Origin of the sequence: Kitasatospora hibisci, assembly GCF_043950205.1 — a bacterium.
Taxonomy (GTDB): domain Bacteria; phylum Actinomycetota; class Actinomycetes; order Streptomycetales; family Streptomycetaceae; genus Kitasatospora; species Kitasatospora hibisci.
In genome coordinates, this window is the sequence record NZ_CP171642.1 from 5,762,567 (window position 1) to 5,789,507 (window position 26,941).

Consider the following 26,941-nt stretch of genomic DNA (forward strand, 5'->3'; position numbering starts at 1 on the left):
CGCCGGTGTCAGGTGCCGATGGGATCCCCTGTATCCGCGCACCTGCAGGCAGCGCTGAGGTTCTGGCCTCTGCACTCCCCGCGTCGGGGGACGCGCCCGGCCCGAGAGGAGCGACGGGCGAGAACCTGGGCAAGTGTCGAGAGCTCAGGCGGGTAGCACCTGGTGGGGGGTGGTTGGCTGCCGTTCGGCGATGAGGTCCGGCAGTCGGCGCATGTCGTGGAAGACGACGGTGTCGGGGCCTTCGAGGCGTTCGGCCGGGGTGAGTCCGCCGGCGTAGCCGAAGGCTCGCATGCCGGCGGCGCGGGCAGCGTGGACGCCGGGTCGGCTGTCCTCGACGACCGCGCAGGCTTCGGGATCGACGCCCATCTGCCGGGCGGCGTGCAGGAACAGGTCGGGGGCGGGCTTGCCGCGGGAGACTTCGGTGGAACTGTAGATGCGGCCTGCGAAGCGTTCGTAGAGGCCGGTGCGGCCCAGGGTGTGCCGCATCTTGTCGTGGGAGCCGCTGGAGGCGACGCACGTCGGCAGAGTGAGCGCATCGAGTGCTTCCGGCAAGCCGTCGACCGGGGCGAGCTCGGCGTCCACGGCCTCCCGGTGGAGCTGCTCGAACTTCTCCGACCAGATCGCGGCCGTGTCCGGGCCGAGCCGGGCGGCGATCTGCTCGTGGATGGCGGCGTGCGAGCGCCCGATGAACCGGTCCACGACCTCGTCCTCGGTCAGCGGCCACCCGAGTTCGGCTCCGAGGGTGACCTGGACACGAGCGGCGATGCGCTCGCTGTCGACCAGCACGCCGTCGCAGTCGAATATGACGAGTTCAACGGGCTTGATCATTCCCGCAGCATAGGCCTTGCCGTTCACACTGCGGCGGCGACACCCGTCGGAACTCCACTGTGCTGGAGACCGATTGGGAGGCGACGTTCCGCACCGTCCCCCGCCGGCTGTTCCTGCCGAACTCCTCCCTCCGCGCGGGGCGAGTGGATCCACAGGGCGGAACACCTCGTCCAGTGGCGAGAGTTGAGCGGCTCGGGCATCCCGCTCGTCCGGCCGGTCATGTCGTCGGCCGACCGGCTGATGCGGGGCGCGTCGCGTGGCGCTCGGCGTGCGCCGGGTGGGGTGCGCTTGCGCCGCCCGATCGGGTGACAGGAAGGGGAATCGGGCGCCCGGCTGCGGCATTGCGGTGACCATTGCGGCGCGGGTGCCCGGAAGGGCGCCCGGTGTTCGACGAACAGTGAGGCCCGGCGGTGCTGGAACACCCCGGGGCGCGGCACCAGGAGAACGAGAGCTCCCGAATGCACATTCATCGTATCCCCCGGCATGCGCCCGGGTACACGATCCTGGACAACGGGCATGTCGTCCGTAAGCACTCGCTGAGTTGGGCCGCGCGGGGGTTGCTCGGCTACCTGCTCAGCCTGCCCGACGGTTCCCGCGAGGACGTCCGGACGCTCGCCGCGAAGAGCGTGGAGGGCCGCGCGACCGTGGCTCGCGCCCTGCGTGAGCTCCAAGAGGCCGGCCACTACATCCGTCGGACGCACCGCGACCCGGTCACCGGCCAGGTCCGGACGGTGGTCTCCGTCCACGAAGTGCCCGTAACGGGCAAAGCGGTGCACACGGTGCCGCCGCTTCCCGCCACTCCGGCCGCCGGTCGGCCCGGAGCCGGGCCGACGGGGGCGGGAACGCGGGAAGCCCTTCCGTGAAGGAAGGGACGAAGGATGTGGAAGAGCCTTCCGTCCCTCCGTCCGAGAAGCCGACGGTGCCGATCGCGCCGTCGCCCCGCTCGTCGCACATGACGGCGGGCCTGGCACTGTTGCTCGAACTCGGTCGCCGCGAGCCCCGTTTCGCCCTGGCCGGCAGGCCGCTGAGCGACCAGGCGGGCCGGGTGGAGGGTCTGCTCGCGGGCGGCTGGACCGCGGACGCGCTGACGAGCATCCCGGCCGCACCGCTGCCGGAGAGGATCACCTGCAGCGTCGGGGCGATCGTCTCGGCGAGGCTGGCGGCGGTGCCGCCGGTCCCGGGAGGCGAACACGTGGCCGCCGTGCAGGTGGTGGGCGCCGTCGGTCACGAGTGTCCCGGGAGGGACGGCCTGTGCGGACGGCCGGTGGCCGCGGCCGGAAAGGTGTGTCCCGCGTGCCGGGGCGGCCGCACCCACTGATGGCCGATCACCCGTTCAGTCTGCACGGCTCTTCCGGCCTCACTACACTGGGTAGACCTGACTAGCAGTCAGGTGATTCCCCGGGGCTCCGGCCCCTTGAGTCGGCGCGGGCCGAGTGGAGGAGAGTCATGCCGCACTGGCAGAGCTTCCTGTGTGGAGCTGTGGGCGGTGGGCTGATCTTCCTCGTCTCCCTCTACCGCCATCTTCAGACCAGACGACAGTGGCCTTGGCGGGTCAAGAACGGCCCGACGTTCGGCATATACGTCACCGGCGAGCTGATTCGCATCGTTCTCGGCGCAATCGTCGCGTGGGGGCTGGCTGCGTCAGGTCCGCTCGGAACGCTGGGCGCGCTGATGGCCGGGGCGGGCGCCCCGGCCATCCTCGAACAATGGCAGCGCATGGGCCCGCACGTGGCGGCTGCCGGCCAGCAGGAGGGCGGCGGCACTCCTGTGCGGACTCCCCGTCAGGCCACGAGGGCGTCGCGAGGGCGAAAGCCCGCGCCGGAGTCGCCCGAGAGCCTGTCCACATCGACGGTATCCGAAGGTGGTGCGTGAAATGGCCGCGAGACTCTCCGATGCCCTGGCAAGGCGTGGGCCCGGCTACGAGTTCGACACCGCGGACAGCTGGTCCATGCCGCGGAGTTCTCGGATCGAGCGTGTTCTCGACGCCGTCACGCACAGCGGTCCGGGGTATTCGCCGGCCTCGGTACAGGAACTGGTCGAGAACCTCACCGCAGAGCGGCAGGCCAAGGCACACCTTGCGGAGTTCCTGGTGGAGTCCGTCAAGCGGCTGCTCGCGTTGCAGGACCACATGGAAGGTCGGCATTCGAGAGATGCCCGGAAGTGTGAGTTCCACCGGGTCGAGTTCAGGGAAGGGCTCCGCGATTTCTCCCTGTTCTTCGACGCCGAGTTCCAGTCGATCCTGCGGGAGATGAGAGAGAGCGCCGGTCCGCTCGACCTTCGGCAGCGCTATCTGATCGCGCGGTTTTCGAGACTGCACCGGAAGACGAGTGCGCTGTTCAGGGAGCTCGAAGACGAACTGGAGAAGCAGGAGAAGGCTCCTGAGGGTCCCGCCGTGCCGATCGCAGGGGCCGCTGGACGGGTCCTCCCCCGCCATGGTTCCGTGAGCGCGACCCGGCAGGTCAACCGTTCGCTCGCAAGCCTCCTGAACTCGGCGGTCAGGTAGCGGATCGGGGGCCCTCCGGCCGGCGGGAGAGCCCCCTCACGCCTCCGGCGGGCGGAACGTCGCCGGGGCGTCGAAGGCGGCGCGGCGGGTGGTCCGGCGCAGGGCGCGCAGGACGGACGTGCCGAGGGTGAGGCAGAGTACGACCGTGAGCGCCGCCCGGGGCAGGTCCCAGCCGAGCGAGGTGGCCAGGCAGTAGGCCGCGAACCGGACCAGGTTGGCGCTGACCGGGTCGCCCGGGACGAACGAGATCGAACCGGCGAGGCCCGCGATGTAGGGCCAGCCCTGGAGGTTCATCACCGTGCCGTAGAGGACCGAGGCCACGGCCCCGTACGCCGCGAGCATGACGAGCTCGCCGCGGCCGCGCAGGGTGGCGGCGCCCGGGAGCAGGCCCGCGCCGAGGCAGACCCAGCCCATGGCGAGCATCTGGAACGGCAGCCACGGCCCGACCCCGCCGGTCAGCAGCGCAGAGGCGAACATCGACAGCGAGCCGAGGACGAAGCCGAAGCCCGGCCCGAGCACCCGCCCGGCCAGCACCATGAGGAAGAACATCGGCTCCAGCCCGGCCGTCCCGGCGCCGAGCGGCCGCAGTGCGGCACCCGCGGCGGCGAGGACGCCGAGCAGGGCCACCGACTTGGCGTCCAGACCGGGCGCGCCACCGCCCGCCGAGCGCCCCTCGGAGATCTGGGCGACGACGACGGCGAGCAGGAGGGGCAGCAGGAGGGCGAACAGCCACGGGGCGTCGGTCGAGTGGCCGACCAGCGCGGAGTCGGTGGCAGCGAGCAGTGGCCAGCCGAAGCCGGCCACACCGACCAGTGAGGTGAGCGCCAGGACGGCGATCGAGCGGCGGCCGAGCGGGACGGGACGGGCGAGCCGGCGGCGGGTGGCGGTGAGCGTGTCCGCCGCGGGGACGGTCTTCGGGTCGGCGGCGGTCACGACGGCTCGACCTCCGCCAGGGCCCGCTCGACCTGGTGCACGGTGAGCCACGGGCCCGGGGCGAGCACCTTGGCGACCTGCGGCGCGAAGGCCGGGGAGGAGACCACGACCTCGGGGGTCGGGCCGTCCGCGACGATCTCGCCGTCCGCCATGATGACCGTGCGGTGGGCCAGCTCGGCGGCCAGCTCGACGTCGTGGGTGGCGAGCAGGACGGTGTGGCCCTCGGCGGCGAGCGCGCGCAGGATCTCGACCAGCCGGGCCTTGGCGGCGTAGTCCAGACCGCGGGTCGGCTCGTCCAGCAGCACCAGCGGCGGGCGCGCGGTCAGCACGACGGCCAGCGCGAGGGTGAGCCGCTGGCCCTCGGAGAGGTCGCGGGGGTGCGCGGCGTCGGGGACCCCGGGCAGCAGTCGCTCGACCAGGGCGCGGCAGGTGCCCGGGGCGGCGCCCGCGTCGGTGTCGGCGGCGGCGCACTCGGCGACGACGCTCTCCCCGTACAGCAGGTCGCGCGGATCCTGCGGGACGAGACCGACCTGGCGGATCAGCTCGGCGGGCCGGGTGCGGTGCGGCGTGCGGCCGCCGACCCGGACGCTGCCCGATGCGGGCTCGTGCAGGCCCACGAGCGTGCCGAGCAGGGTGGACTTGCCGGCGCCGTTGCGGCCCATGAGCGCCGTGATCTCGCCCGGGCGGAGGACGAGGTCCACGCCGCGCAGGGCCGGCACCGGGCCGCGTTTGACGACCAGGCGCTCGGCCTTCGCGACGGGGGAGACGGCGCCCCCTGGCGAGGCGACCCCCGTCGTACCGGCCTCCGCCGCGGCGGCCGGCCGCAGGCCGTCGAGGCGCGCGCGGAGGGAGGCGGCCTTGCGGCGGGCGTCCCGCACCGAGAGCGGCAGTGGACGCCAGCCGGCCAGCCGGCCGAGGCCGACGACGGGCGGGTGGACGGGGGAATGGGCCATCACCTCGGCGGGTTCGCCGAGGACGGGCGGTCCGCCGGGGCTCAGCAGCAGGACCTGGTCGGCGTACTGGACCACCCGCTCCAGCCGGTGCTCGGCCATCAGCACGGTGGTGCCGAGGTCGTGGACCAGCCGTTGCAGCACGGCCAGCACCTCCTCGGCCGCGCCCGGGTCGAGCGCGGACGTGGGCTCGTCGAGGACCAGCACCCGCGGATGGGCGGTGAGCACCGAGCCGACGGCGACGCGCTGCTGCTGGCCGCCGGAGAGCGAGGTGAGCGCGCGGTCGCGCAGGTCGGTGAGGCCGAGCAGGTCCAGCGTGTCCTCCACCCGCCGCCGCATCACGTCCGGTGCCAGGCCCAACGACTCCATTCCGTAGGCGAGTTCGTCCTCGACCGTGTCGGTGACGAAGTGCGCGAGCGGGTCCTGGCCCACGGTGCCGACCAGGTCGGCGAGTTCGCGCGGCCGGTGCTCCCGGGTGTCGCGGCCGCCGACGGTCACCCGGCCGTGCAGCACGCCGCCGGTGAAGTGCGGGACGAGGCCGCTCACCGTGCCCAGCAGGGTGGACTTGCCGGAGCCGGACGGGCCCACCAGCAGGCAGAGTTCGCCCTCGGGGACGGTCAGGTCGACGCCGCTGAGCGCCGGGGCGGCGGCGTCGGAGTACTGCACGGATACCTGCTCGAAGGTGATCACGAAACCCTCCGGGGCGGATGCGGGGCGGCGAACGCCGGGACCAGGCCGATCAGGACGGCGAGGACGGCGGCCAGGGGCAGGGCGGGTGCGGTCGGCGGCACGACGGTGGGCGCGAAGGCGGTCGGGTCGACGCCGGCGAGCCAGATCGTCGACGCGGCCACCGCGGCGCCGGATCCGGCGGTCAGCCACTCGGGCAGCGCCCACGGATCGGGGCGGTAGCGGGTCCGTACCGAACGGCGGCTGCCGAGCAGCAGGCCGGCGAAGGCGGCGGCCAGGCCGAGCAGCAGGACCGGCACGGCCCAGCCGGCGCCGCCGGCCGTGAGCAGCCCGTACGCGGCGAGGCAGATCCCGAGCAGACCGGCCAGGGTGAGGGCGGCGGTGGTGCGGGCCAGAGGCCGCGGGACGTCGGCGGTGCGGCCGAAGCCACGGGTGTCCATGGCGGCGGCGAGTGCCACCGAACGCTCCAACGCGCCCTCCAGGACGGGAAGTCCGACGCTCAGCACGGCGGCGATACCGCGGTCGGTGCGTCCGCGCAGGCGGCGGGCGGCGCGCAACCGCCGGACGTCGGCGACCAGGTTGGGCGCGAAGGTCATCGCCACCACGACGGCCACGCCGGCCTCGTAGAGTGCGCCGGGGAGCGTGCGCAGCAGCCGGGCGGGACTGGCGAGGGCGTTGGCGGCGCCGACGCAGACCAGCAGGGTGGCCAGCCGCAGGCCGTCGTAGAGCGCGGCGAGCAGGCCCTCGACGGTGACCCGGCCGCCGATGCGCACGCCCTGGGCCCAGTCGGGCAGCGGTACCTCGGGGAGGGTGAGGAGGACGTGCGTGCCGGGGATCGGCGAGCCGAGCAGCACGGCGAAGAGCAGGCGGATGCCGAGCACGAGCAGGCCGAGCCGGAGGAAGGCGCCGTAGGAGCGCGACCACGGTGCATCGCCGCGCCTGGCCGCCACGACGTAGCCGGCCACGGCGGCGAGCAGGAGCAGGAGGAGCGGGTTGGTGGTCCGGGTGGCGGCCGCGCCCAGGCCGAGCGCCCACAGCCACCAGGCCCCGGGGTGCAGCTGGCGGGGGCCTGCGGGTGGGCGGCGGGCGGCGCGGGGCGGGCCGGAGGCGCGGGATTCGGTCACGGGGGAGCGGTCCAGGGTCGGGTGCGGGCGGGTCTGGGGCCGGTGCGGGCGGGGCGGTGCCGGTTCCGGGCGGGAGGTCGGGCGGGCCGACCCCCGCTCCAGAGGGTCGCTCCAGCGGTGGGGAGGCGTGCGCCGCTCAGCGCCGGCGGCGGCCCTGCCAGAGCGCGCCTGCGGCCAGGACGGCCACCAGGGCGGCGCCGGCGATCAGGCCGATGTCGGGGCCGGCGTCGCCACTTCGGCTACTGGCGCCGCTCCCGCCTCCGCTGCCCGTGCCGCTGCCGTCGGCGGCCTGTGCGGAGGGCTTGTCGGCCGTGCCGAGCCGGTCGCCGCAGCCGGACTCCGGGTAGCCGGCGATGGCGCAGAGCAGGCCGTTGGTGTCGTACCGCAGGGGTGGGGCGACGGTGGCCAGCACCTCGGCCGAGGTGGCGTCGGCGGGGACGACGGCGCACGCCGTCCGGGGCCCGGGCGGGGTCTCGCCGGCGGCGTCCGCGGCGGTGCCGAAGTCGAGGACCACGGCGATCCGCTTGCGCCCGGACCGTTCCGGCGTGCTGCCGCAGATCGCGGCGAAGTCCCCGGGGCCGCCGGGCCGGGCGGCGTCCCGGCCGCCGTCCGGGCTCACCGCGAAGCGCCACCCGTCCACGCCGCCGTCCTGCGGGACGTAGACGGCGGGCCCTTGCCGCTGGTACGCCCAGGCGCCGTCGGACCACTTCCAGAACGACCAGTACCGGTATCCGGCCCCGGCCGCCTGGGCCCAGGCCGCCTGGGCCGGGGCCGCCGCGAGCATCAGCAGGATCAGCAGCCCGGTGATCACTCCGGCGGCGAACCGGACGACCGCCGGCGCCACCCGCCGGCAGCACGGCTGCTTGTCGGGCGCCGCCGTCTCACCCGCCACGCCCGGGTGGGACGCCGCACCCGGGCCGGACACGAAGCCCGGGCCGGCCGTGGCGTCCGGCCCGGGGGTGGCGGGGCCGGTCACGGCTTCTGGCCGCGCTTGCGCTGGAGGCTGAGCACCAGGCCGCCGCCGATGCCGATCAGCAGGCCCACGCCGATCAGCCACCACTGCCCGATGCCGCCGTCCTTCTTCTCCTCGGCCGGAGCCGACGACGCCGCGGCGGTCGAGGCGGCCGAGACCGCCTTGGGCGCCGGGCCGAGGGCGGTCAGCTGCGCGACCAGGTCGCCGCCGAACGAGGCCGGGTCGCGCTGGGCGGCCTGGGCGACCATCAGCAGCGTGGCGGTGGCGGCGGCGTCGGTGCCGCCCTTGGTCCAGGTGACGCCCTCCTGGGCGAGCCAGTCCACCGCGCCGGCGGCCTGCTGCGGGTGGCCGCCCTGGATCAGGCCGAGCGCGGCCCAGGCGGTGGCCGTGTAGTCGGGGGTCGGGGCGGCGCCCGGCGTGGTCAGCATGAGGTGCTGTCCACCCGCCGCGAGCTGCGCGGTCAGGTAGGCCCCGACGGCCTCGGCGGAGTCGGCGTGCGCGACCGGCGCCCCCGCCGGGGCAGAACCCGAAGCCGGCGTCGCGGCCGAACCGTCGGCGCACGGCAGGGCCTTGGGCGCGGCGTCGGTCCGGTTGGTGTTGGTGACCGGCAGCTTCCCGCCGGCCGCGGCCAGCGAGGCCTGGCCGGTGGCGAGCGTGTTCGCTTCGAGCGCCCCGTCCGGCTTGGGCTGGTAGGCGAAGGCGCCGCGCTGGTCGGCGGGAGCGGCGCAGCCGAGCTGGAAGAGCGCCAGCCCGTCGAAGGCGTTCTTGCCGGCCTTGGCGACGCCGGCCGGGTCTGCCTTGGCGGCGAACAGGGCGTTCACGGCCAGGCCGGTGGAGTCGGCGTCGCCGGGGCTTCCGGGGTTGTAGGCCCAGCTGCCGTCCGCGTTCTGGTTGGCCTTGAGCCACTGGACGCCCTTGTCGACGGCGTCCTGGTGCCCGCCGAGCGCGATCAGGGCCTGGACGGCGACGGCCGTCGCGTTGCTGTCCTCGGTCTTGGCGTCGCACGCGGCCGTGGTGTCGGCCCGGAACGACGGCCAGCCGCCGTCCGCGCACTGCTGGCCGGTGAGCCAGGAGACGGCCGAGTCGGCGGGCGTCACCTTGGCGCCGGCCAGCGCGGTGAGGGCGAGCGACTGCCGCCAGACCCCGTCGTACGTCGGGTCGCCCTTGCCGTACAGGCCCTCGGGGGCGGCGGGGGCGGCGCTCGGGGAGGGGCTGTCGGCGAGGGCCGGTGCGGCGGCGGTGCCGGTCAGCAGCGCAGCGGTCAGGGCGGCGGCGCCCAGGCGGGCGGCGGTGAGCATGGTCGGTTGAGCCTTTCGGTGAGCGGTGTGGTGGCCCGTGGGCCGATCCGTAGTCCTCGACGGTGCCGGGCGCTGCTCCTGCCCGGACTGGCCGCTCGCTTCGCCCCGGGCAATCCGACTCGCCCGGCCGTCCGGCGCCGGGCTCACGGTTGCGGGTCAGTGCCGGATTCGCACCGGCTTTCCCCGGGGGAGAAGCGGGATGGAGTTGTCTTGCCCGTCGACTCTAGCCGCCGCGCGGAGCCCGTCGGACCGACGTGGGCGAGAACACGTTCCACTCGCGGCCCGGCGCGGCCCGGTGCGCCGGGCCGGCCGCGGCCGTGGGGGCGTCCGAGGCCTCGCCCGGGCGTGCCGGGGGCGGGGGCGGGAGTCGGGCGGACGGGGAGAGCCGGGGGAGGGTCGGCGGAGGCCCGGGGGAGACACGGTGGAGGAACGGGGCGAGGGACGGCCCCGAATCGGCGCGGCCCTGCCCCGACGGAGCGCGGGCCGGTTCCGCGCACCCCTCAGGGCAGGGTGAGCAGCTGCGCCGCCGTGTGCAGGTCGGCGCGGACCTCCGCGATCGAGGCCCGGCCGGAGAGCCACGACACCAGGGCGGAGTGCCAGGTGTGCTCGATCACCCGGACGGCGGCACGCTGGCTCTCGGTGGGCGGGCCGGACTGGCCGATCGCGTCGAGGATCAACTGCCCGGTGGCCGAGCTCACCAGGTCCACCTCGGCGCTCACCGAGCGGTCGGCGAAGGAGAGGGCCCGGACCATCGCCTCGGCCAGCAGCGGCTCGCGCTGGAGCGCGTGGAACGCCCGGGTGAGCGTCTCGGCGACCCGCGGCGCCGGCTCCCGCTCGGCCGGCGGATGGCGCCTGACCTGCTCCTGAAGGCCCTGGAGCTGTTCCAGCATCACCGCCACCAGCAGGTGCACCTTGGACGGGAAGTACCGGTACAGGGTGCCGAGTGCGACCTGCGCGCCCTCCGCGACCTCGCGCATCTGCACCGCCTCGTACCCGCCGCGGGCGGCCAGGGCGGTGGCCGCGCGCAGGATCCGCCGGCGCCGTTCGGCCTGGCGCGCGGTCAGTGCGGTCAGTGGCGGGTCGGTCGCGCACGACCCGGGCCGAGCAGTGGTGGGCGGGCCGGGCGGCGGGCTGCAGGAGGAGTCGGCCGGCGGGGCCGTGGCCCCGGCCGGGGGAACGGTCGGATCCGCGGCGTCGGCGGTGGGAACGGTGGTGGGCGCGGGCGTGGCGGACGACGGCAAGGATGCTCCCGGGGCGCGAGAGTGGCGAGGTGTCCAACATGGTTCCGACGTGGTTCCGAACCGGTCCGGAACCGGTCCGGCGGAGCCGCTCCGGCGGGTCCGGTCGGGTGGTCCGGCGTGGCGTGAATCACCAGCCCTGGCGTCTGACGGAATGCTACGGGCCGGTATCTTCGAGGTCTCTCATTGTTCACATGGTCACTGGTGAACTCCACACCACACTGAAACCTGATCTACTTTAGCGACCGGCGGCACACCCGGCAGCCGACCGGCAGCACACCTAGCAGCAGAGATGGGGGCCGACGATGACCGCGCAGCCGCTGCGGATCGCCCTGTTGTCGTACCGCGGCGACCCGTTCTGCGGTGGCCAGGGCGTGTACGTACGTCACCTCTCCCGTGAACTGGCCCGCCTCGGGCACCACGTGGACGTGATCGGCGCTCAGCCGTACCCGGTGCTGGACGAGGTGGAGGGCCCCGGCTCGGTCCGCCTGGTCGAGCTGCCGAGCCTGGACCTCTACCGCGCCGACGATCCCTTCCGCACCCCCGCCCTCGCCGAGTACCGCGGTCTGGTGGACGTGCTGGAGGTCGCCGCCATGCGCACCGGCGGCTTCCCCGAGCCGCTGACGTTCTCGCTCCGCGCCCGCCAGTTCCTGGCCCGGCACAAGGGCCGCTACGACGTGGTGCACGACAACCAGACCCTCGGCTACGGCCTGCTCGGGCTGGCCCGGCACGGGTTTCCGCTGGTCACCACGATCCACCACCCGATCACCGTCGACCGGCAGCTGGAGCTGGACGCGGCCACCACCCGGCTGCGGCGGCTCTCGCTCCGCCGCTGGTACGCGTTCACCCGGATGCAGCGCCGGGTCGCCGCGCGGCTGGATCACATCGTCACCGTCTCCGGCTCCTCGAAGCGGGAGATCGTCGAACACCTGGGCGCCGCGCCCGGCGCGGTCTCGGTGGTGCCGATCGGCGCCGACACCCGGCTCTGGTCGCCGTCCGATCGGATCGCCCGGGTGTCCGGCCGGATCGTCACCACCTCCAGCGCCGACGTCCCGCTCAAGGGGCTCGTCCACCTGGTGGAGGCACTGGCGAAGGTCCGCACCGAGCGGGACGCGCACCTGGTCGTGGTCGGCAAGCCGCAGAAGGAGCAGGGGCCGGTCTCGGACGCGGTGCGGCGCTTCGGGCTGGAGCAGCACATCGAGTTCCGCACCGGGCTGACCGACGAGGAACTGGTCGACCTGTACCGCTCGGCCGAGGTGGCCTGCGTGCCGTCCCTGTACGAGGGCTTCTCGCTGCCGGCCGCCGAGGCGATGGCCACCGGCACGCCGTTGGTCGCCACCACCGGCGGGGCGATCCCCGAGGTGGCCGGGCCGGACGGCGGGACCTGCCTGGCGGTGCCCCCGGGCGACGCGGGCGCGCTGGCGGCCGCGCTCGGCCGGCTGCTGGACGACCCGGAACTGCGCCGGACCCTCGGCGAGGCCGGTCGCGAGCGGGTGTTGGAGCGGTTCACCTGGCGGCGGGCCGCCGAACTGACCGCGGAGGCCTACCGGGAGGCGATCGCCACCGGGACCGGGCGGCGGGCCCGCTCCGGTCCGGGCTGGCGCTATGTCGCCTGACGGCGCGTCGGGCCGTGCCGTCCGCTCCGCGCCGGGCCAGGCCCGGCGAAGCTCGCGGCGGCCGGCTCCAGGTCGGCTCGGGCCCGGCTCCAGGTCGGCCCGGGCCGGAAACGTTTGGTACCAAAGGAATGGGAGCCCGCAGTGCTGACCGTTGATTTCTCGCGCTTCCCGCTCGCCCCTGGCGACCGGGTGCTCGACCTGGGCTGCGGCGGGGGGCGGCACGCGTTCGAGTGCTACCGGCGCGGGGCCAACGTGGTCGCCCTCGACCAGAACACCGAGGAGATCGCCGAGGTCAGGAAGTGGTTCGCGGCCATGGAGCAGGCCGGCGAGGCCCCCGAGGGCGCGTCGGCGGTCGCGATCGAGGGCAACGCGCTGGCCCTTCCGTTCGAGGACGAGTACTTCGACAAGATCATCATCTCCGAGGTGATGGAGCACATCCCGGACGACAAGGGCGTGCTCAACGAGATGTTCCGGGTGCTCAAGCCCGGCGGCCTGCTCGCCGTCACCGTGCCGCGCTGGCTGCCGGAGAAGATCTGCTGGGCGCTCTCCGACGAGTACCACGAGGTCGAGGGCGGTCACATCCGGATCTACCGCGGCGACGAGCTGCTCGGCAAGCTCAAGGACGCCGGCCTGGAGCCGTACGGCACCCACCACGCGCACGCGCTGCACTCGCCGTACTGGTGGATCAAGTGCGCCGTCGGCGTGGACAACGACAAGGCGCTGCCGGTCAAGGCCTACCACCAGCTGCTGGTCTGGGACATCGTCGGCACCCCGGTGATCAGCACCCTCACCAAGGCCGCCGAGAAGGCGCTCAACCCGGTCATCGGCAAGAGCTTCGTCGCCTACGCCTCCAAGCCGAACCGCGCTCCGGGCGGGGTGGCGTGACCGCCGCCGTTCCCGAGGTGCTGCTGCTGGACGGGGTGCTCGACGCCGAGCAGGCCGCCGGCACCGTCCGCAGCATCCTCGCGGAGCAGCAGCGCGACGGCGCCATACCGTGGTTCACCGGGCACCACCTCGACCCGTGGGACCACACCGAGGCGGCGATGGCCCTCGACACGGCCGGCGAGCACGCGGCCGCGGAGGCCGCCTACCGCTGGCTGGCGGACCGCCAGAACGCCGACGGCTCCTGGTACGCGGCCTACGGTTACGGGCACGGCGGCCCGGACGGCGAGGTGGTCAACGCCGCCAAGGAGACCAACTTCTGCGCGTACGTCGCGGTCGGCGTCTGGCACCACCACCTCAGCACCGGCGACGACGCCTTCCTGGAGTGGATCTGGCCCGTCGTCCGGCGCGCGCTGGACTTCATCGTCGGCCTGCGGCTGCCCGGCGGACCGATCGCGTGGCGGGTGGCCGAGAACGGCGCGGCGACCGACGAGGCGCTGCTGACCGGTTCCTCCAGCATCCTGCACGCCCTGCGCTGCGGCCTGGCGATCGCCGACTACCTGGAGGAGCCGCAGCCCGACTGGGAGCTGGCGGCCGGTCGGCTGCGGCACGCGATCGCGCACCACCCCGAGCGGTTCCTGGACAAGGACCGCTTCTCGATGGACTGGTACTACCCGGTGCTCGGCACCGCGCTGCGCGGCCCGGCCGCGCTGGAGCGGATCGAGCGGGAGTGGGACCGTTTCGTCGTCCCGGGCCTGGGCGTCCGCTGCGTCAGCGACCGGCCCTGGGTGACCGGCGGCGAGAGTGCCGAACTGGCCCTGGCGCTCTGGGCGGTGGGTGAATCCGACCGCGCGGTGGACATCCTGCGCTGGATCCAGAAGCACCTGCGGCACGCCGACGGCTCGTACTGGACCGGGTACGTGTTCGAGGACGACGCCATCTGGCCCGAGGAACGCACGACCTGGACGGCGGGGGCGCTGCTGCTGGCCGTGGCCGCGCTCGGCGGCGACCCGGCCACGGTGGCGGTCTTCGGCGGCGACGACCTGCCGACCGGGCTGGTGGTCCAGGACTGCTGCTGAGCGGCCCGGCGGGGTCGCGTGCCCGTGAACGGTTGCGTCCTGCGGGGCCGCGCGCCCGGGTGCCGTTGCGTTCCGCGCGGTCGCGCGCCCGTGGAGTCGGCGTCAGGGCCCGGTGGACGCCGAAGGGGGCGGGACCGGAGAGATCCGGTCCCGCCCCCTTCGGCATGGTGCTGTCCGTCGTCCGGACGTCAGCCGCGCTGGATGCCCGTGGTGTCGACGAGCACGCCCTGGGTGCCGTCCTGGAGCTGGGCGACCAGCGCGGTGCCGCGCTGCTCGACCGCCAGGTACCAGGTGCCCGGGATCAGCTCGCCGACCGGGCCGCCGGCAGGGTTGTCCTTCGCGGCCAGCTGGCGCGGCGCCGGAACGGCGAACCAGAACGGCGCGAAGTCGGCCGACGGAGCCCCCGGGGCGGGCTGGGCCTGGCCGGCCGGGGCCGGCTGCGGGCCGGCCTGGGCCGCCGCGTCCTGCGGCTGGCCGGGCTGCGGGGCCGGGTAGCCGTAGCCGCCGGGCTGGCCGCCGAAGGCCGGGGACTGCGCCTGGTGCGGGTCCTGGCCCTGGGCCGGGTAGCCGTACTGGCCGGGCTGGCCCGGCTGCGGGGCCGGGTAGCCGCCGGCGAAGCCCTGCGGGGCGGCCGGCTTGTCGGTCACCAGCGGGGCCTTCAGGGCGGGCACCAGCGGGCCGGCCGCGGCCGCACCGGCGAGCACGATCAGCGCGATGACGGCGAGCCAGGCGCCGAAGCCGTGGTCCAGGCCCTTCGGGCCGCCGCCCAGCGCCCAGATCGAGGTCCAGAGCGCGGTGACGGCGAAGGCGACGCCCCACTGGTCCAGCCGCAGGCCGAGCACCTGGCGGTTGGTGGCGGCGGCGCCCTGGAAACGCTGCACCAGGATCAGCGCGGCGGCGATGATGCCGAGCAGGAAGACCGAGGGCAGGATGGGGAACAGGTCGCTGTCCCAGGCGTTCGTCGAGGTGTCGCCGCAGTACCTGCCGCTGCAGTCAACGGTCCAGTACGGCAGGAAGGATGCGATGAAGAGCAGGACGGCCGCACCTGCGACGGCGGCGTCTCCCCTGGTGAGAGCGCGCAGATTCACTAACGTTCCCCTCGTTGGTGTGTCGTGGTCGGCGGTTTTGCGTGGTCGGCTTGGCCGGCCCGGAAACTCCGAACGGACCAGAAGCCTAGGGCCAACCGCCTCGCGGGTGCACAGCGGGCTCGGGAATGGGGCGAAGTCGTTGCAAACTGCGCGCGTCCGTCCCCCTGCCGTCCACCATCGGGTCGGACGGTTCCTTCCCATCCGGACGCGGTCCGGATCCTTCCCGCCGCCTACCGCGTGGTCAGAAACGTCGTCAGCGCGTCGGCGATCCCCTGGGCCGCCTGCTGGCGCCACTGAGGGTCCGTCATCCGCTTGGCGTCGGTCGAGTTGCGCATGTTACCGCACTCGATGAACACCTTGGGGACGTTCGAGAGGTTCAACCCGCCGAGGTCGGAGCGGGTGTCGAGGCCCTGACTCGCCGTGTAGTCGGCGTACGGCTCACCCGTGGCCGAGCGGAAGCCGTCGCGCAGCAGCAGGCCGAGCCGGTGCGAGGGCGCGACGATCGCCGAGGTGTCCGCCTTCCCCGCGACCACCTTGGCGGGCATGATCACGTGGAAGCCGGTGCCGCCGGCCGGACCGCCGTCCCCGTGCACGGAGACCGCCGCGTCGGCGTGCGCCTCGTTCCCGGCCCTGGCGCGCTCGTCGATGCACGGGCCCCACGGCCGGTCGCCGTCCTGGACCAGCACCACCGTGGCGCCGCGGGCGGTGAGGATCGCCCGGGCCCGGCGGACCACGTCCAGCGTGAACTCGGCCTCGGTGAAGCCGGCGTTGGTGGAGGTGCCGGTGGTGTCGCACTCCTTGCGGGCGTTGCCGATGTCCACCTGGCGGTTGATCTCGGTGGTGTGGGCGAAGTTGCCGGGGTTGTGGCCGGGGTCGAGCAGGACGGTCCGGCCGGTGAGCGCTGTGGCCGAGGACGCCCCGGGGCCTCCGGAGGCGGCGGGAGCCGAGGCGACCGGCGCCGTGGTGCCCGGTCCGGCGGACGGCGCCGTGGTGCCCGTGGCGCCGGGGGCTGCCTCGGCGGGCGTGGCGGCGGAGGGCGCCGCGGGAGAGCTCGGCGGGGCCGCCGCCGTGCCGGTCCCGGCGCCGTCCGGGCCGGCCGTCCCCGACCCGCTCGTCCCGCTGGGGGTGCCGGCCGCACCGGCGGGTGCCGTGCCGTCCGCTCGGTCGTGGCCTCCGACGGCCTGCCAGCCCAGCCAGCCGGCCAGGCAGAGCGGCACCACGACGCCCACCACGGTGGTGGTGCGCAGCAGGAGGGAACGGCGGGGCCGGTCGTTGTCGTCGCGCGTGCCGGGGGTGGTGCGGGTCACGGGTGGTTCAGATCCTGTCCTGGGTGCGCGTGGTCAGGCCGTAGGTGTCGGCGATCGGCTTCCACTTCGCCACGAAGTCCTTCTTCGCCTGCGTGGCCTGCGGGTTGAGCTCGTCGGCGCGCTTCTTGTCGGCGGTGTTCGGGGCGGTGCCGGAGCAGCCCTGGGCCGATACCGACCGCGCCCAGCTCGCGTACGCGCGGTCGATGTCGGCGGACAGCTGCCAGGCCGACTTCAGCGTGGCCACCGCCTCCGCGCCGCCGGGCAGGTCGGTGACGGACAGTGCGGCGAGTTTGGTGAGCAGCTGGTCGCGCTGCTTGGCGCCGTTGTCGAAGACCTGCGCCGAGCTGTCGATGTCCGGTTTGGCGGGGCAGCTGTTCACCTTGGCGACCGCGTTGCCGATCGGCGCCTTCGCGCTCTCGCCCTGGGTCAGCAGCTCGTCCAGCGCCTTCGCCTGGCTCTGCGCGTTGGGGCCGGGCGCGCCGTCCGTCGGGCTGGCGGACGCGCCGGGGGAGGCCGTGTCGCCGGCGGTCGGGCTCGGCGCGCCGGCCGCGTCGGTGGGCACCGGGGCGGGCTGCGGGCTGCCGGAGCCGGTCGGGGCGTCCGCGGTGGCGGACGGGGCCGGGGCGGCCTGGTCGGAGGAGGAGCCCTTGTCCTTCACCGCCCAGAGGATGCCGCCGCCGAGCGCCAGCACGAACAGCACGGCGAAGGCGAGCAGCAGCGGTGCGCGCTTGTTGCCGGGGCGGTCCTCGTCGTCCAGGTCCTCGTAGCCGGTGGCGTAGTCCGGCTGCCCGTAGGCCTGTCCGTAGGGCTGGGAGCCGTAGGGCGCGGCGTCGTACGGCTGCGGGTACGCCTGCTGGGGGTGGCTCTGCGGTGGGTACGGGGCGCCCTGGGGCGCCTGGGGCGGGGCCGCAGGGTAGCCGGGGGCACCGGCCGGGGGCTGCGGGGCGCCCGGGTACGGACCCCGGCTCTGCGGGGCCGCGTGGTCCGGGAAGCCCGCGCCGGGGGCGGCCGGCGGGGCGGACGCCGGGAAGGCCGCCGCGGTCGGGGCGTCGTGGCCGGGGGCCGGGGCCAGGTACGGGCGTGCGCCGAGCGGCGGGCCCTGGTCGCCGACGGCGCCCGGCGCGGGCGGCTGGACCATCGGCGAGTGGGGCGGCTGCGGGGCCAGGGACGGCTGCGCCGGCGGCTGGAGCGCTCCGGCGGGCGGGGCCGGGGGCACGGTGGGGTTCGGCGCGGCCGCGGTGGCGGGCTGCTGCTGCGGGCCGCGGACCCAGCCGCCGGCGCCGCCGCGCGCGGTGGGGTCCCAGACCGCCGGAGCGGTGTTCTGCTGGTCGGTCATTGTGCTGGCCCCCACAGTCCGCCGGATGCTCTGCCTGGTGTCGTGTCGCCGCGTGTCCGTGCGGCCCGTCCTGGGGGCTGCCCGGTCGCCTGCCGCTCCGGCCGAACGGCCGCGCGGACACCGTACCGTTCGAACCCCCGCCCGACAGCCCCGGCACGACGTTAGAGCATCCGTGATCGCCTGTGGGGGCGGTCGGCGGATCTGCCCGGGGGTACGGCGGGAGCGCGGGGCCCGGCCGGCCGCCGGCGGTGCGGTCGGTCCGCGGTGCGGTCAGCCGGTGGTGCGGCGCAGCACGCGCAGGGAACCGGTCACCGAGATCTCCTCGAAGCCCTCGGCGAGCGCCCGCAGGTACACCCGGTAGGGCGCCTGGCCGCCGTCCGCCGGGTCGGGGAAGACGTCGTGCACGACCAGCAGGCCCTCGGGCGCCAGGTGCGGCACCCAGCCCTCGTAGTCGCCGGTGGCGTGCTCGTCGGTGTGGCCGCCGTCGATGAAGACCAGGCCGAGCCGGCCGCCCCAGAGCGCGGCGATCTGCGGAGAGCGGCCCACCAGCGCGACCACGTGCTCCTCCAGACCGGCCGCGTGCAGCGCGCGGCGGAACCGGGGGAGCGTGTCCATCAGGCCCACCTCCGGGTCCACGAGCTCCGGGTCGTGGTACTCCCAGCCGGGCTGCTGCTCCTCGGAGCCGCGGTGGTGATCGACGGTGAGCGCCACCGTCCCCGTCTCCCGGGCCGCCCCGGCGAGCAGGATCGCCGACCGTCCGCAGTACGTGCCGATCTCCAGCGCCGGCAGCCCGGTGCGCCGCGCGGCCGTCACGGCGGCGGCGTACAGCGCGAGGCCCTCGTCGACCGGCATGAAGCCGGTCGCGCCCTCGAACGCCGCCAGCACGTCGGCCCCGGGGCGGACGGTCTCCAGGAGGTCGGACATGCGGGGCTCCTTGCCGGGGTGATCGGGGCGGCTGCTTCGCCGTCGGACCCTACTCGACGGTACGGCCCGCCGTCGCCCCCGGCCCCGGGCCCGGCCCACCGGGTGCCGCCGCCGACCTGCAACGCCTGCGACCTGCCCGGCTGTGCCGGGTGCCGCCGCGGCCCGGGGCGCCCCGGGCCTGCGGGTGGAACGTGTTCTACTACGCGCGGGCGCGTCGTGCCAGAATCGGCTCCGACCCACCGATCCGAGGGGACGGGAGCAGCCCCATGCGCGCAGCCATCCTGCACAAGACCGGCCAGGACACGCTCGACGTCCGCGACGACGTGGCGGCCGTGGGCTTCGGCCCCGGAAAGGTGCGGGTCCGCCTGCGGGCGGCCAGCCTCTGCCACTCGGACCTCTCGGCGATGAACGGCGTCCTGCCGCAGCCCGCGCCGTTCGTGCCCGGACACGAGGGTGCCGGGGACGTCGTCGAGGTCGGCGAGGGCGTGACCGGGGTCGAGGTCGGTGACCGGGTGGTGCTCTGCTGGATGCCCCCCTGCGGCAGCTGCGTGCACTGCGAGCGCGGTCGCGGGCACCTCTGCGTGAGCAGCCTGCGCCGGCTCGGCGCGCCGGGCTTCCGCTTCGATGAGGACGGCGCGGGCGGACCGGTCGAGGCCTCCGGCTTCTACGGCACGGGCTCGTTCGCCGAGGAGGTGGTGGTCGAGCGCGACGCCGTGATCAAGGTCCCCGAAGACCTGCCGTACGAGCTGGCCGCCCTGATCGGCTGCGGGGTGACCACGGGCATCGGTGCCGCCGTCCACACCGCGCGGGTCGAGCCGGGCGCCTCGGTCGCGGTGATCGGTGCGGGCGGCGTGGGCGTCGCGACCGTGCAGGGTGCGCGGGTCTGCGGCGCCGGCCGGATCGCGGTGGTGGACCCGGTCGACTCGCGGCGCGAGCGGGCGCTGGCCTTCGGGGCCACCGACGCGCTCGCCCCCGAGGAGCTGAAGCGTCTCGCGAAGGGCCTGCCGGGCGGCGGGTTCGACTACGTCTTCGAGGCGGTCGGCCGGGCGGCCACCGTACGGGCCGGGTACGACGCGGCGCGGCGCGGCGGCGCGGTGGTGGTGATCGGTGCCGGAGCGCAGGACGACCTCGCGCAGTTCACCATGGGCGAGCTGTTCTTCAACGAGAAGCGCCTGCTGCCCTCGCTGTACGGCGGGGCGCCGGTGCCGCGCACCGTCGCGCTGGTGGTGGACCTGTGGAGGGCCGGGCGGATCGACCTCGCCGGGATGGTCACCCACCGGGTCGGCCTGGCGGACGTCAACGAGGCCATCACGCAGATGCGGAGCGGCGAGGCGCTGCGGACCGTCGTCACGCTGGACTGAGTCGGTGGGGTCGTCGGTGGCCGGTGGCCGGTGACCGTGCCCAGGGCCGAGTCGCCGGGGCCGGCGCCCTCGGCGAACGGAAGGGCCCGCCGGGGTGGGTGACCGGCGGGCCCTCGACGCGACGTGGCGCCGGGGTTCAGTTCTGCGCGGCGGCGGCGCGGTGCCGGCCGTGCGGGTCGACCTCGGGCCTGTCGTCGGCGGCGGAACGGCCGCGGTGGCGGCCGTGCGACGCGGTGTCCTCGGCCGTGATCTCGTCGGCGTCGGTCCCGTTGGCCGCGGGTCCGGTGGTGTCGGTGAGGGTGTCGGACATCAAGATCGTCTTCCGTGGGAGGGGGCGGATGCTTCGGCGCCTGACTGGCGCCACGGGCGCGAGTGGGCGCGTGACCGGCGTGACCGGTGCGATCGGCCGCGTGGGCCGCGCCGGAGCCGGTGATCACGGCCCGTGCCCCGGCCACCATAGCCGCACGGGTGGACAAGATCCTATCGAGATCACGACGGGTGCCCGGGGAGCGGTCCGGCGTGATAACGGCCGACACGAGGGCCGGTCGACCCCGGCCGGTGGCCGACCGGTTCGCGGTGGAGCGGGGACGGTGTCCGGAGGTCGCCGTGCCGGGCGGGTGCTCCCGCGTCGCCGTCCGGCCGCAGCGGCCGGCGGGCCCGCGGAGGGGGCGGCGAGGGCTGCGCAGGAGGTCGGCCTGCCCGACTTCCCATGCCGGGGCGCGGGGCGCTGTGGCGGCCCATCGGGCGGTGGCCGCGTCGAGAGTGGCGCCGGCGAGGGCGGCGCGGCGGCCGGGTCGGCCGGGTCGGCCGGCATCGCGGTGATCGGGGCGAGGGCGTACCGGCGGCCGGCGTACCGGCAGCCGCCGCCCCGGCCGTGGGGCCCCGGCCGCTACCCCGGTCGGCCGGTGCGCAGGAACGCCGCCAGCAGCTCGTGGAGCACGGCGGCACCGTCCTCCGCCAGCACCTCGTGCCCGGAGCCGGCCGCCTCCACGTACCGGAAGTCCGCGCCCTCGGTCCGGCCGATCCGCAGCAACTCGTGCCGCAGCGAACGGGACTGGCTCACCGGGACGACCTCGTCCCGGTCCCCGTGCACCACCAGCAGCGGCGCGCTCAACCGGTGCGCGAGCTGGAGCACGTCGCGCGGTCCGCGGGCGTCGGCGACCGGCTCGCCGCCTCCCAGTCGCGTGGTCAACGCCCGTACCGGGGCGGCTGCTTCGGCCAGCAGCCGGGCCCCGGACAGGAACGGTGCGACCACCGCACAGCGGGCGACGTGCTCGGTCGGCGCGTGTGCGGCCGCCAGCAGGGCGAGGAACGCGCCGTAGCTCGCGCCGAACAGGGCGGGCGGCTCCAGGCCGAGCGCCGCGCGCTGGCCCGCGATGCCGTCCAGCAGGTACAGGACGTCGTCGAGGTCCGGCCCGCCCCAGGAACCGCGGATGGCCATCGCGTGCGCCACCCCGTAGCCCGTGGATCCCCGTTGGTTCGGCGCGACGACGGCGAGTCCCTCGGCCGCCATCCGCTGCAGGGTGGGGTCGAACTCGAGCCGCCAGGCGTCCGCCGGGCCGCCGTGCAGGGCGAGGACCAGGTGCGGGCTGCTCAGCCAGGCCTCGCCGCCGTACACCACTGCCTCCAACGGGCCTGCTGGTCCTGCGAGTTCGATGCTCTGCGCCGGGTGCCAGCGGCCGCCGTCCCCGGGCTGGGTGGAGCCGTCGAGCCGCCAACCGGGCGGTGCGGCGGCGGAGGTGCGCGCATCGCCGGGCTGCCTTGGCAGGGCGGTGTCCCGCCATGGGCCGGGCAGGCCGGGGCCGAGCGGGGCCAGCTGCAGGGGCAGCGGGGCCGGTCCGGACCCGGGGGCGGCCGGTCCGTGCGCCAACAGCTCGTCCACGTCCAGGCCGGCCAGGGCTGCCGGATGGTCGGGGGCGGAGTACGGCATCCGCAGCGCCGCCTCCGACCAGTGCGCCACCGCGCCGAGCCGGCCGGGCGGCACCGGCAGCGGGTCGAGTCGTCCGAGCGTGGGCCGCCAGAGCGCGAGCGAGGAGCCGGCACCGTGGTCGATCTGGATCGCGACGCGGACCCCGTCCGCGGCCGACCGCAGCGCCACCGGCCGCAGGAACACGCCCGCCACGTGCAGGCGTTCGGGGAACCGCAGCGGCTCGCCGCCGCCCAGCACGCCCCAGCCGAGCCGGTCGCTGCCGGGGGCGTCGCTGCGCACCATCGCGAAGCGGCTGTCGGGGTCGAACAGCGCCAGCCGGTCGTTGCTGCGCTCGCCGATCTCCAGCAACGGGGTGACCGCGCCGCTGCGCAGGTCCAGCACGACGCTGCGGACGATGCCGTCGGCCACCCGGTCCAGCGCCAGCAGTGAGCCGGCGCGGTCGAGCCAGACACCGCCGCCGTGCAGTCCCGGGATCTCGGCGACCTGCCGGGGCTCGCGCCCGTCGTCGTGGACCAGCCAGACGGTGGTGGCCGGCCGGGTGTCGCCGCCCAGCGCGACGGCGACCGGTGCGCCGGGGCCGGCCGGGGCGTCCGCCGGGAGCGGCAGCAGCCGCAGGCCGGGGCGTCGGAGCGTGGCCAACGGGGTTTCCAGGACTGTCGGTTCGGTGCCGGGCGGGGCGGCGGTGAGCCTCACCAGCTCGTGCCGCTCACCCTCGTGCCGGCAGATCAGGACCGATCCGTCGGGCAGCGCGACCAGTTGGGAGTGGAGGTTCTCGGACCGGTTGCCGGGCAGCGCCAGCGCGGTCGGGACGGCGGGGCCGGTCGCGGGCAGCTGCCAACTCTCCGCGTACCAGCCGCCGTCGGCCGCGGAGGCCAGGCAGGCGGCGTGGCTGCCGTCGGCGGCGAAGGTGAAGCTGTGCCGGCGCAGGGCCTGCGTCGCGGCGCCGATGACCACGTTCATGTCGTCCTCACCTCGCCGGTCCGGGGCCGGGCTTCACCCGGCCGGCGACGCAACCCGGCGGTGCCGGCCGGCGCGTCGTCCGCCCGGCGCGGTACCCCGGTGGTGCCGCGCGGCGCGTCATCGGTCCCGGACGTCCCGCCGGCGCCCGGACGGTGCGCGGGGTGCGCCGGCACCGGGTCCACCCACAGCCGGGGGCCGCCGTGCCGGAGCCGGAGCAGGAAGGCGAGCGCGCCCGCCGTCCCGGTGCCGTACGCGGCGGCGCAGCCGGTGCCGGTCTCGTCGGGCAGGACCAGCAAGCCGTCGCGCAGTGCCGACCTGGCCACGATCAGGTGGGCCAACTCCTCTGCGCCCGTCCGGAATTCCGCATCGCCGGTGGCCTCGGCCAGGTCGAGCAGGTAGTCGCCGTCGCCCGCCAGCCCGTGGCAGGCGCCGGTGCCGCAGTGCCAACGGCCGGCCAGCACCGCCCGCCCGGCGGCGACGGCGAGCCGGTGTGCGGTCGCATCGCCGGTCACCTGCCAGAGCCGCAGCAGGAAGGTGCCCACGCCCGACGCCCCGCTGCACCAGTGGGCCAGCCGGATGTGCTCCGGGTCGTCCGCGCCCTGCGGCCACCACGCAACCGCGGACCCGCCACCGGCCCCGGCGTCCGCGCCCCCGGGGCCGCGCGCGTCCCCCCTGCCGGACGTGTCCCCGAGGCGACGCCCGTCCTGCGGCCCGCCCTCTGACGTGGCGCCGGGCTCCCACCGCACCGTGGCGGCGAGCGTGCGCCCGGCCTCGGCAGCGCCGGCCAGCAACGCCCGGTCGCCGGTTGCCTCTGCGGCGGCCAGCAGGAACGTGCCGACCCCCGCGACCCCGTGCGCGAACCCGAGGTGGGCGATGCCGGCGAGCGCCGATTCGAAGTCCTCCGGCACCGGCCAGACCGTGCCGTGGGCGGTGGTCCGGCCGGCGGCCAGCAGACCGTGCCCGCAGCGGACCGCGCGGTCCAGGAAGGCCTGCGCCGACTCCTCGCCCAGCTCCTCCGCCGCGCATCGCAGTTGGAGGAAGCCTGCGCCCGCTGCGCCGTGGCAGACGTCCGGGTTGGGCCACTCGACGGCTATCCGGCGGGCCAGTTCGGCGGCGCGCTCGGCGAGGGCGTGGTCGCCCAGGGCTCCGGCGGCGTCGAGCAGCGCCCAGGCGGCGCCCGAGCGCCCGAAGTGCAGCCCGGGCAGGACGACCGGCTCGGCGGCGCACCGGCGCTCGATCCATTCGACGGCCGTCCGGGCGGTCCGCCGGGCCTCCTCCCGGACGTCGGCGGGAAGGCCTCCGGTGGACGCGGCCCGGGTGAGCACGGCCAGGACGCCGGCGGCACCGTGCTGCACATTGCAGGGGTCGGACTGCCGCCCGGCCGGGACGGTGGGCCAGAGCCGGTCGCGCCGCAGCGGGGTGGCGGTCGCGGAGAGGTGCCGGAGCCCGTCGTGCAGGACGCGGTCGAGGACGGCCGCGACGCCCGCCGGCACGGCCTCCGCCCGGGTGCGGCCCGCCGTCTCCGCGCCGACCGGACCCCGCCCCGCACCTGCGGCCGTCCGTCCCTCGGCCGCAGCACCCGGCGCCTGGTCCGCAGCACCCGGTTCCTGGTCCACGGCACCCGCGCCCGAGACCCCGGCCGCCGTGACGGGGACGCCGCCGCGCGCCGCCTCCGCCAGGGCCTCCCGCACCCGGTTCAGGCTCCATCGCAGCTCCGGCTCCTCCGCCCGCAGCCCCAGCACCACCGGTGCGAGCCGTCGCGCGGTGTCGCCGGAGCGGGCGGCGAGGGCGAGCCAGCGGCCCAGCCGGTCGGCGACCGGGCGGGCGTGCGGCAGGTCCTCGGGCAGCAGCGGGTCGTGGCCGGTGGCGAGCAGGAAGAACAGCCCGCCGAGCGCGTAGAGGTCGGCCGCCGGCTCGGCCACGTACAGGCCGTCCGTGACCTGGCCGGGCCGGCCACCCGCACCGGCTCCGGCGGCCGGGCCGACCGTGGCCGGGCCGACCAGGGCCAGCCGGCCCGGGCCCTGCTCGGGGGCCCGGTACCCGGGGGTGCCGGCCGAGCCGACCCTGCGGCCGGCCTCGGCGGCCAGCTCCAGATCGACCAGCCGCAGCGAGCCGTCCGGCTGCACCAGGACGTTCCCGGGGGAGAGGTCGCGCAGCACCAGCCCCAGCTCGTGGACCCGTTCCAGCAGGTCGAGCAGCGTCTGCGCCATCGGCCAGGCCTCGGCCCAGTCGACGTCCGGGCTGCCGTCGCGGTGGAGCCGGGCCGCGACCCAGCTGTCCAGCGGTTGTCCGGCGATTCGTTCCTGCACGAGGAAGAGCGAGTCGTCCTGCTCGACCAGTTCGACCGGATACGGCGCCAGCCCCCGCCCCTCCAGCCCGGTCAGCAGGGCCGCCTCGTGCCGCAGGGCGGCCCGGGCGTCGGTCCCCGCGCGGTCCACCTCGATGTGCGCGCGGGCCTGCTTGACCACGACCTCCGCGCCGCTGTCGGTGTCCCGCCCCAGGAAGACGCCGCCCTTGGCGCTGTGCCGGATCGCGCCGGTGATCACGTACCGTCCGGCGAGCAGTACCCCGCCGGCGCCGCGCCGGGCGGCGGTCGGCCTGGCCGCTCCGGGGCGGTGGCCGGTCCCGGACCGCCCACCCGCTCCACCGGCGGCCCCGACGCCCGGCCGGCCGGCGCGGCTGTCGGGACCGGGACCCGCGCCACCACCGCGCCCCGCCGCGGGCCCGTCGTCCGAGCCTCCCGCCGGACCCGCCGGCTCACGCAGGGGATCGCGCACCCACGGCGGGCACCGGTACGACGCCCCGAGCACGTCCTCGACCCGCTCACCGGCCGGCCCGCGCAACATCGAGCGGTACCCGCCGTCGTTGCCGAGCTCGGCGCGCGACGCGAAGGCGCCGTACCGGTAGTGCACCAGGCTGCCGGGCCGGTACGGGCGGTCGGAGAGAATCACCGGGCCGGGCAGACCGTCGGTCGCCAGGTGCAGGGCGGCGACCAGCCGCCGGAACTGCTCCTCGCCCGCCGGGTAGACGGTGATGAACTTGCCGGCCGAACCCCTCTCGCTGTTACGTGAGTTGAGCTCGTGCAACTGCTCCTGTCCGGCTGCGAACCTGAATGCGCACGGGTCGTCGGCCAGCGTTTCGACGGCGGCGGCCAGCACCGCGCCCCCCACCGCGGACGCGGCGCTGACGTGGATCTTCCAGCCCTCCCCGGCCAGTTCCCCCCGGGTCGGCCTGGCCGTGCACCAGAAGCCGTCGACGGTGACGTCCCAGTCCCCGCCGCCTCCCCGGCTCCCGGCGCCGGCCAGGGCCGACCGCGCCACCTCCGACCACGCGCCGACCGCACGCGGCGCGTGGTCCGCCGATCCCGTTCCCCCGGCCGTCCGAAGCGATGTGCCTGCCCCCATCCGCTTTCACACCCCTTCGTCTCTGCGGTCGCCCCCCGGGTGCACACTGCTCCGGCACCCGGGCACGCGGCCACGGCCTGATCGGTTTCTCGGAAGTACGGGAGTGCCGCCCCGGCCGCGTCCGCCGCGGGGCCGGTCCGAGCCGGTGGCCCCCCTGCGGCGGAGCGCCCTTCCGACCCCCCGGTCGGGGCAACTCCCATTCGCGGAAGTGAAGTTACTTTCGGTTTCGGCACGGCCTCAATGCGTGGCGAGTCACTTCACTCGTAAGGGTGATCTGCGCGCGATTTCGAATTCGTGCGAACCGATCGGTGTGCGCGCCGGCACCCGCGCACCCCGGCGGCAGGGGCGCCCGGACGGCTCGCACACCGGCTCGGACCGGCGCGCGGGGGCGGCCCGACGGCACCCGAACGCCGCTCACCGCAGGTTGACGCGCACCTGTGCGTCCCGTCCCCCATGCCGCCGATCCGCACCACCGGCCGCCCCGCGCACCCGCCCGCCCGCGGCACCGCGGCCTCCCGCC

At 75.7% G+C, this 26,941-nt stretch carries 22 protein-coding genes; 8 read left to right on the top strand and 14 right to left on the bottom strand.

Annotated elements, in window-relative coordinates; translation table 11 throughout:
- Positions 1-144: 144 nt before the first annotated feature.
- Entirely contained in the window at positions 145-828 is a 684-nt protein-coding gene (locus ACF9IK_RS25235) for an HAD family hydrolase (RefSeq protein WP_395296374.1), read from the bottom strand.
- A 458-nt stretch (positions 829-1,286) separates the two neighbouring features.
- On the opposite strand from ACF9IK_RS25235, the gene ACF9IK_RS25240 reads away from it, so the two are divergent.
- From ACF9IK_RS25240 to ACF9IK_RS25255, 4 genes are all read left to right on the top strand, one after another.
- Entirely contained in the window at positions 1,287-1,691 is a 405-nt protein-coding gene (locus ACF9IK_RS25240; protein ID WP_395296375.1) for a helix-turn-helix domain-containing protein, read from the top strand.
- Between the two features lie 56 nt (positions 1,692-1,747).
- Positions 1,748-2,146, top strand: coding sequence for a hypothetical protein (locus tag ACF9IK_RS25245; RefSeq protein WP_395296376.1), 399 nt, complete (start codon positions 1,748-1,750; stop codon positions 2,144-2,146).
- 128 nt (positions 2,147-2,274) lie between these two features.
- Positions 2,275-2,700, top strand: a complete 426-nt coding sequence (locus ACF9IK_RS25250) for a hypothetical protein (protein WP_395296377.1) — start codon at positions 2,275-2,277, stop codon at positions 2,698-2,700.
- Between the two features lies 1 nt (position 2,701).
- Positions 2,702-3,331, top strand: coding sequence for a hypothetical protein (locus tag ACF9IK_RS25255; protein ID WP_395296378.1), 630 nt, complete (start codon positions 2,702-2,704; stop codon positions 3,329-3,331).
- A 36-nt stretch (positions 3,332-3,367) separates the two neighbouring features.
- Here ACF9IK_RS25255 and ACF9IK_RS25260 read toward each other — a convergent pair whose 3' ends face one another.
- From ACF9IK_RS25260 to ACF9IK_RS25285, 6 genes are all read right to left on the bottom strand, one after another.
- Positions 3,368-4,264: an ECF transporter S component gene (locus ACF9IK_RS25260; protein ID WP_395296379.1), complete on the bottom strand. Its 897-nt coding sequence runs from the start codon at positions 4,262-4,264 to the stop codon at positions 3,368-3,370.
- The gene (locus ACF9IK_RS25265; protein WP_395296380.1) at positions 4,261-5,904 is read right to left on the bottom strand and encodes an ABC transporter ATP-binding protein; all 1,644 of its coding nucleotides are present in this window, start codon (positions 5,902-5,904) and stop codon (positions 4,261-4,263) included. The genes ACF9IK_RS25260 and ACF9IK_RS25265 overlap by 4 nt, the downstream gene beginning before the upstream one ends.
- Positions 5,901-7,025: a CbiQ family ECF transporter T component gene (locus ACF9IK_RS25270; protein WP_395296381.1), complete on the bottom strand. Its 1,125-nt coding sequence runs from the start codon at positions 7,023-7,025 to the stop codon at positions 5,901-5,903. The genes ACF9IK_RS25265 and ACF9IK_RS25270 overlap by 4 nt, the downstream gene beginning before the upstream one ends.
- A gap of 136 nt (positions 7,026-7,161) precedes the next feature.
- Positions 7,162-8,001: an SCO2322 family protein gene (locus tag ACF9IK_RS25275; protein WP_395296382.1), complete on the bottom strand. Its 840-nt coding sequence runs from the start codon at positions 7,999-8,001 to the stop codon at positions 7,162-7,164.
- Positions 7,998-9,296: a prenyltransferase/squalene oxidase repeat-containing protein gene (locus ACF9IK_RS25280; RefSeq protein WP_395296383.1), complete on the bottom strand. Its 1,299-nt coding sequence runs from the start codon at positions 9,294-9,296 to the stop codon at positions 7,998-8,000. Before ACF9IK_RS25280 ends, ACF9IK_RS25275 begins: the two co-directional genes overlap by 4 nt.
- Before the next feature lie 500 nt (positions 9,297-9,796).
- Entirely contained in the window at positions 9,797-10,537 is a 741-nt protein-coding gene (locus ACF9IK_RS25285; RefSeq protein WP_395296384.1) for a TetR family transcriptional regulator, read from the bottom strand.
- Positions 10,538-10,839: 302 nt separating this feature from the next.
- On the opposite strand from ACF9IK_RS25285, the gene ACF9IK_RS25290 reads away from it, so the two are divergent.
- From ACF9IK_RS25290 to ACF9IK_RS25300, 3 genes are all read left to right on the top strand, one after another.
- Entirely contained in the window at positions 10,840-12,150 is a 1,311-nt protein-coding gene (locus tag ACF9IK_RS25290) for a glycosyltransferase family 4 protein (protein ID WP_395296385.1), read from the top strand.
- A gap of 141 nt (positions 12,151-12,291) precedes the next feature.
- Positions 12,292-13,035 carry a class I SAM-dependent methyltransferase gene (locus ACF9IK_RS25295; protein WP_313763482.1) on the top strand — a complete coding sequence of 248 codons (744 nt, stop codon included), beginning with the start codon at positions 12,292-12,294 and terminating at the stop codon, positions 13,033-13,035.
- Positions 13,032-14,111 (top strand): prenyltransferase, encoded by a 1,080-nt coding sequence (locus ACF9IK_RS25300; protein WP_395296386.1) that lies wholly within the window; start codon positions 13,032-13,034, stop codon positions 14,109-14,111. Before ACF9IK_RS25295 ends, ACF9IK_RS25300 begins: the two co-directional genes overlap by 4 nt.
- Positions 14,112-14,299: 188 nt before the next feature.
- Here the strand turns inward: ACF9IK_RS25300 and ACF9IK_RS25305 are convergent, their stop codons facing one another.
- From ACF9IK_RS25305 to ACF9IK_RS25320, 4 genes are all read right to left on the bottom strand, one after another.
- Entirely contained in the window at positions 14,300-15,199 is a 900-nt protein-coding gene (locus tag ACF9IK_RS25305) for a hypothetical protein (protein WP_395296387.1), read from the bottom strand.
- 230 nt (positions 15,200-15,429) lie between these two features.
- Positions 15,430-16,506, bottom strand: coding sequence for an N-acetylmuramoyl-L-alanine amidase (locus ACF9IK_RS25310; RefSeq protein ID WP_395296388.1), 1,077 nt, complete (start codon positions 16,504-16,506; stop codon positions 15,430-15,432).
- A gap of 7 nt (positions 16,507-16,513) precedes the next feature.
- Positions 16,514-17,842 carry a hypothetical protein gene (locus ACF9IK_RS25315; protein WP_395296389.1) on the bottom strand — a complete coding sequence of 443 codons (1,329 nt, stop codon included), beginning with the start codon at positions 17,840-17,842 and terminating at the stop codon, positions 16,514-16,516.
- 270 nt (positions 17,843-18,112) lie between these two features.
- The gene (locus tag ACF9IK_RS25320; RefSeq protein ID WP_395296390.1) at positions 18,113-18,766 is read right to left on the bottom strand and encodes a class I SAM-dependent methyltransferase; all 654 of its coding nucleotides are present in this window, start codon (positions 18,764-18,766) and stop codon (positions 18,113-18,115) included.
- Positions 18,767-19,032: 266 nt separating this feature from the next.
- Between ACF9IK_RS25320 and ACF9IK_RS25325 the strand changes: the two genes are divergently transcribed.
- Complete coding sequence (locus tag ACF9IK_RS25325) at positions 19,033-20,127, top strand: alcohol dehydrogenase catalytic domain-containing protein (RefSeq protein ID WP_395296391.1); 1,095 nt, start codon at positions 19,033-19,035, stop codon at positions 20,125-20,127.
- A 136-nt stretch (positions 20,128-20,263) separates the two neighbouring features.
- On the opposite strand, the gene ACF9IK_RS25330 is transcribed toward ACF9IK_RS25325, so the two are convergent.
- The 3 genes from ACF9IK_RS25330 to lanL form a co-directional block, all read right to left on the bottom strand.
- Positions 20,264-20,437, bottom strand: coding sequence for a hypothetical protein (locus ACF9IK_RS25330; protein ID WP_395296392.1), 174 nt, complete (start codon positions 20,435-20,437; stop codon positions 20,264-20,266).
- Between the two features lie 579 nt (positions 20,438-21,016).
- On the bottom strand, positions 21,017-23,017 hold the full coding sequence (locus ACF9IK_RS25335) for a S9 family peptidase (RefSeq protein ID WP_395296393.1): 2,001 nt from the start codon (positions 23,015-23,017) through the stop codon (positions 21,017-21,019).
- Positions 23,014-26,337 (bottom strand): class IV lanthionine synthetase LanL, encoded by a 3,324-nt coding sequence (gene lanL, locus ACF9IK_RS25340; RefSeq protein ID WP_395296394.1) that lies wholly within the window; start codon positions 26,335-26,337, stop codon positions 23,014-23,016. The genes ACF9IK_RS25335 and lanL overlap by 4 nt, the downstream gene beginning before the upstream one ends.
- Positions 26,338-26,941 lie beyond the last annotated feature (604 nt).

Coding starts and splice junctions, on each gene's coding strand:
- ACF9IK_RS25235 (WP_395296374.1), bottom strand. CDS start 828: ATGATCAAGCCCGTTGAACTCGTCATATTCGACTGCGACGGCGTGCTG.
- ACF9IK_RS25240 (WP_395296375.1), top strand. CDS start 1,287: ATGCACATTCATCGTATCCCCCGGCATGCGCCCGGGTACACGATCCTG.
- ACF9IK_RS25250 (WP_395296377.1), top strand. CDS start 2,275: ATGCCGCACTGGCAGAGCTTCCTGTGTGGAGCTGTGGGCGGTGGGCTG.
- ACF9IK_RS25255 (WP_395296378.1), top strand. CDS start 2,702: ATGGCCGCGAGACTCTCCGATGCCCTGGCAAGGCGTGGGCCCGGCTAC.
- ACF9IK_RS25280 (WP_395296383.1), bottom strand. CDS start 9,296: ATGCTCACCGCCGCCCGCCTGGGCGCCGCCGCCCTGACCGCTGCGCTG.
- ACF9IK_RS25290 (WP_395296385.1), top strand. CDS start 10,840: ATGACCGCGCAGCCGCTGCGGATCGCCCTGTTGTCGTACCGCGGCGAC.
- ACF9IK_RS25315 (WP_395296389.1), bottom strand. CDS start 17,842: ATGACCGACCAGCAGAACACCGCTCCGGCGGTCTGGGACCCCACCGCG.
- ACF9IK_RS25320 (WP_395296390.1), bottom strand. CDS start 18,766: ATGTCCGACCTCCTGGAGACCGTCCGCCCCGGGGCCGACGTGCTGGCG.
- ACF9IK_RS25325 (WP_395296391.1), top strand. CDS start 19,033: ATGCGCGCAGCCATCCTGCACAAGACCGGCCAGGACACGCTCGACGTC.
- ACF9IK_RS25330 (WP_395296392.1), bottom strand. CDS start 20,437: ATGTCCGACACCCTCACCGACACCACCGGACCCGCGGCCAACGGGACC.
- ACF9IK_RS25335 (WP_395296393.1), bottom strand. CDS start 23,017: ATGAACGTGGTCATCGGCGCCGCGACGCAGGCCCTGCGCCGGCACAGC.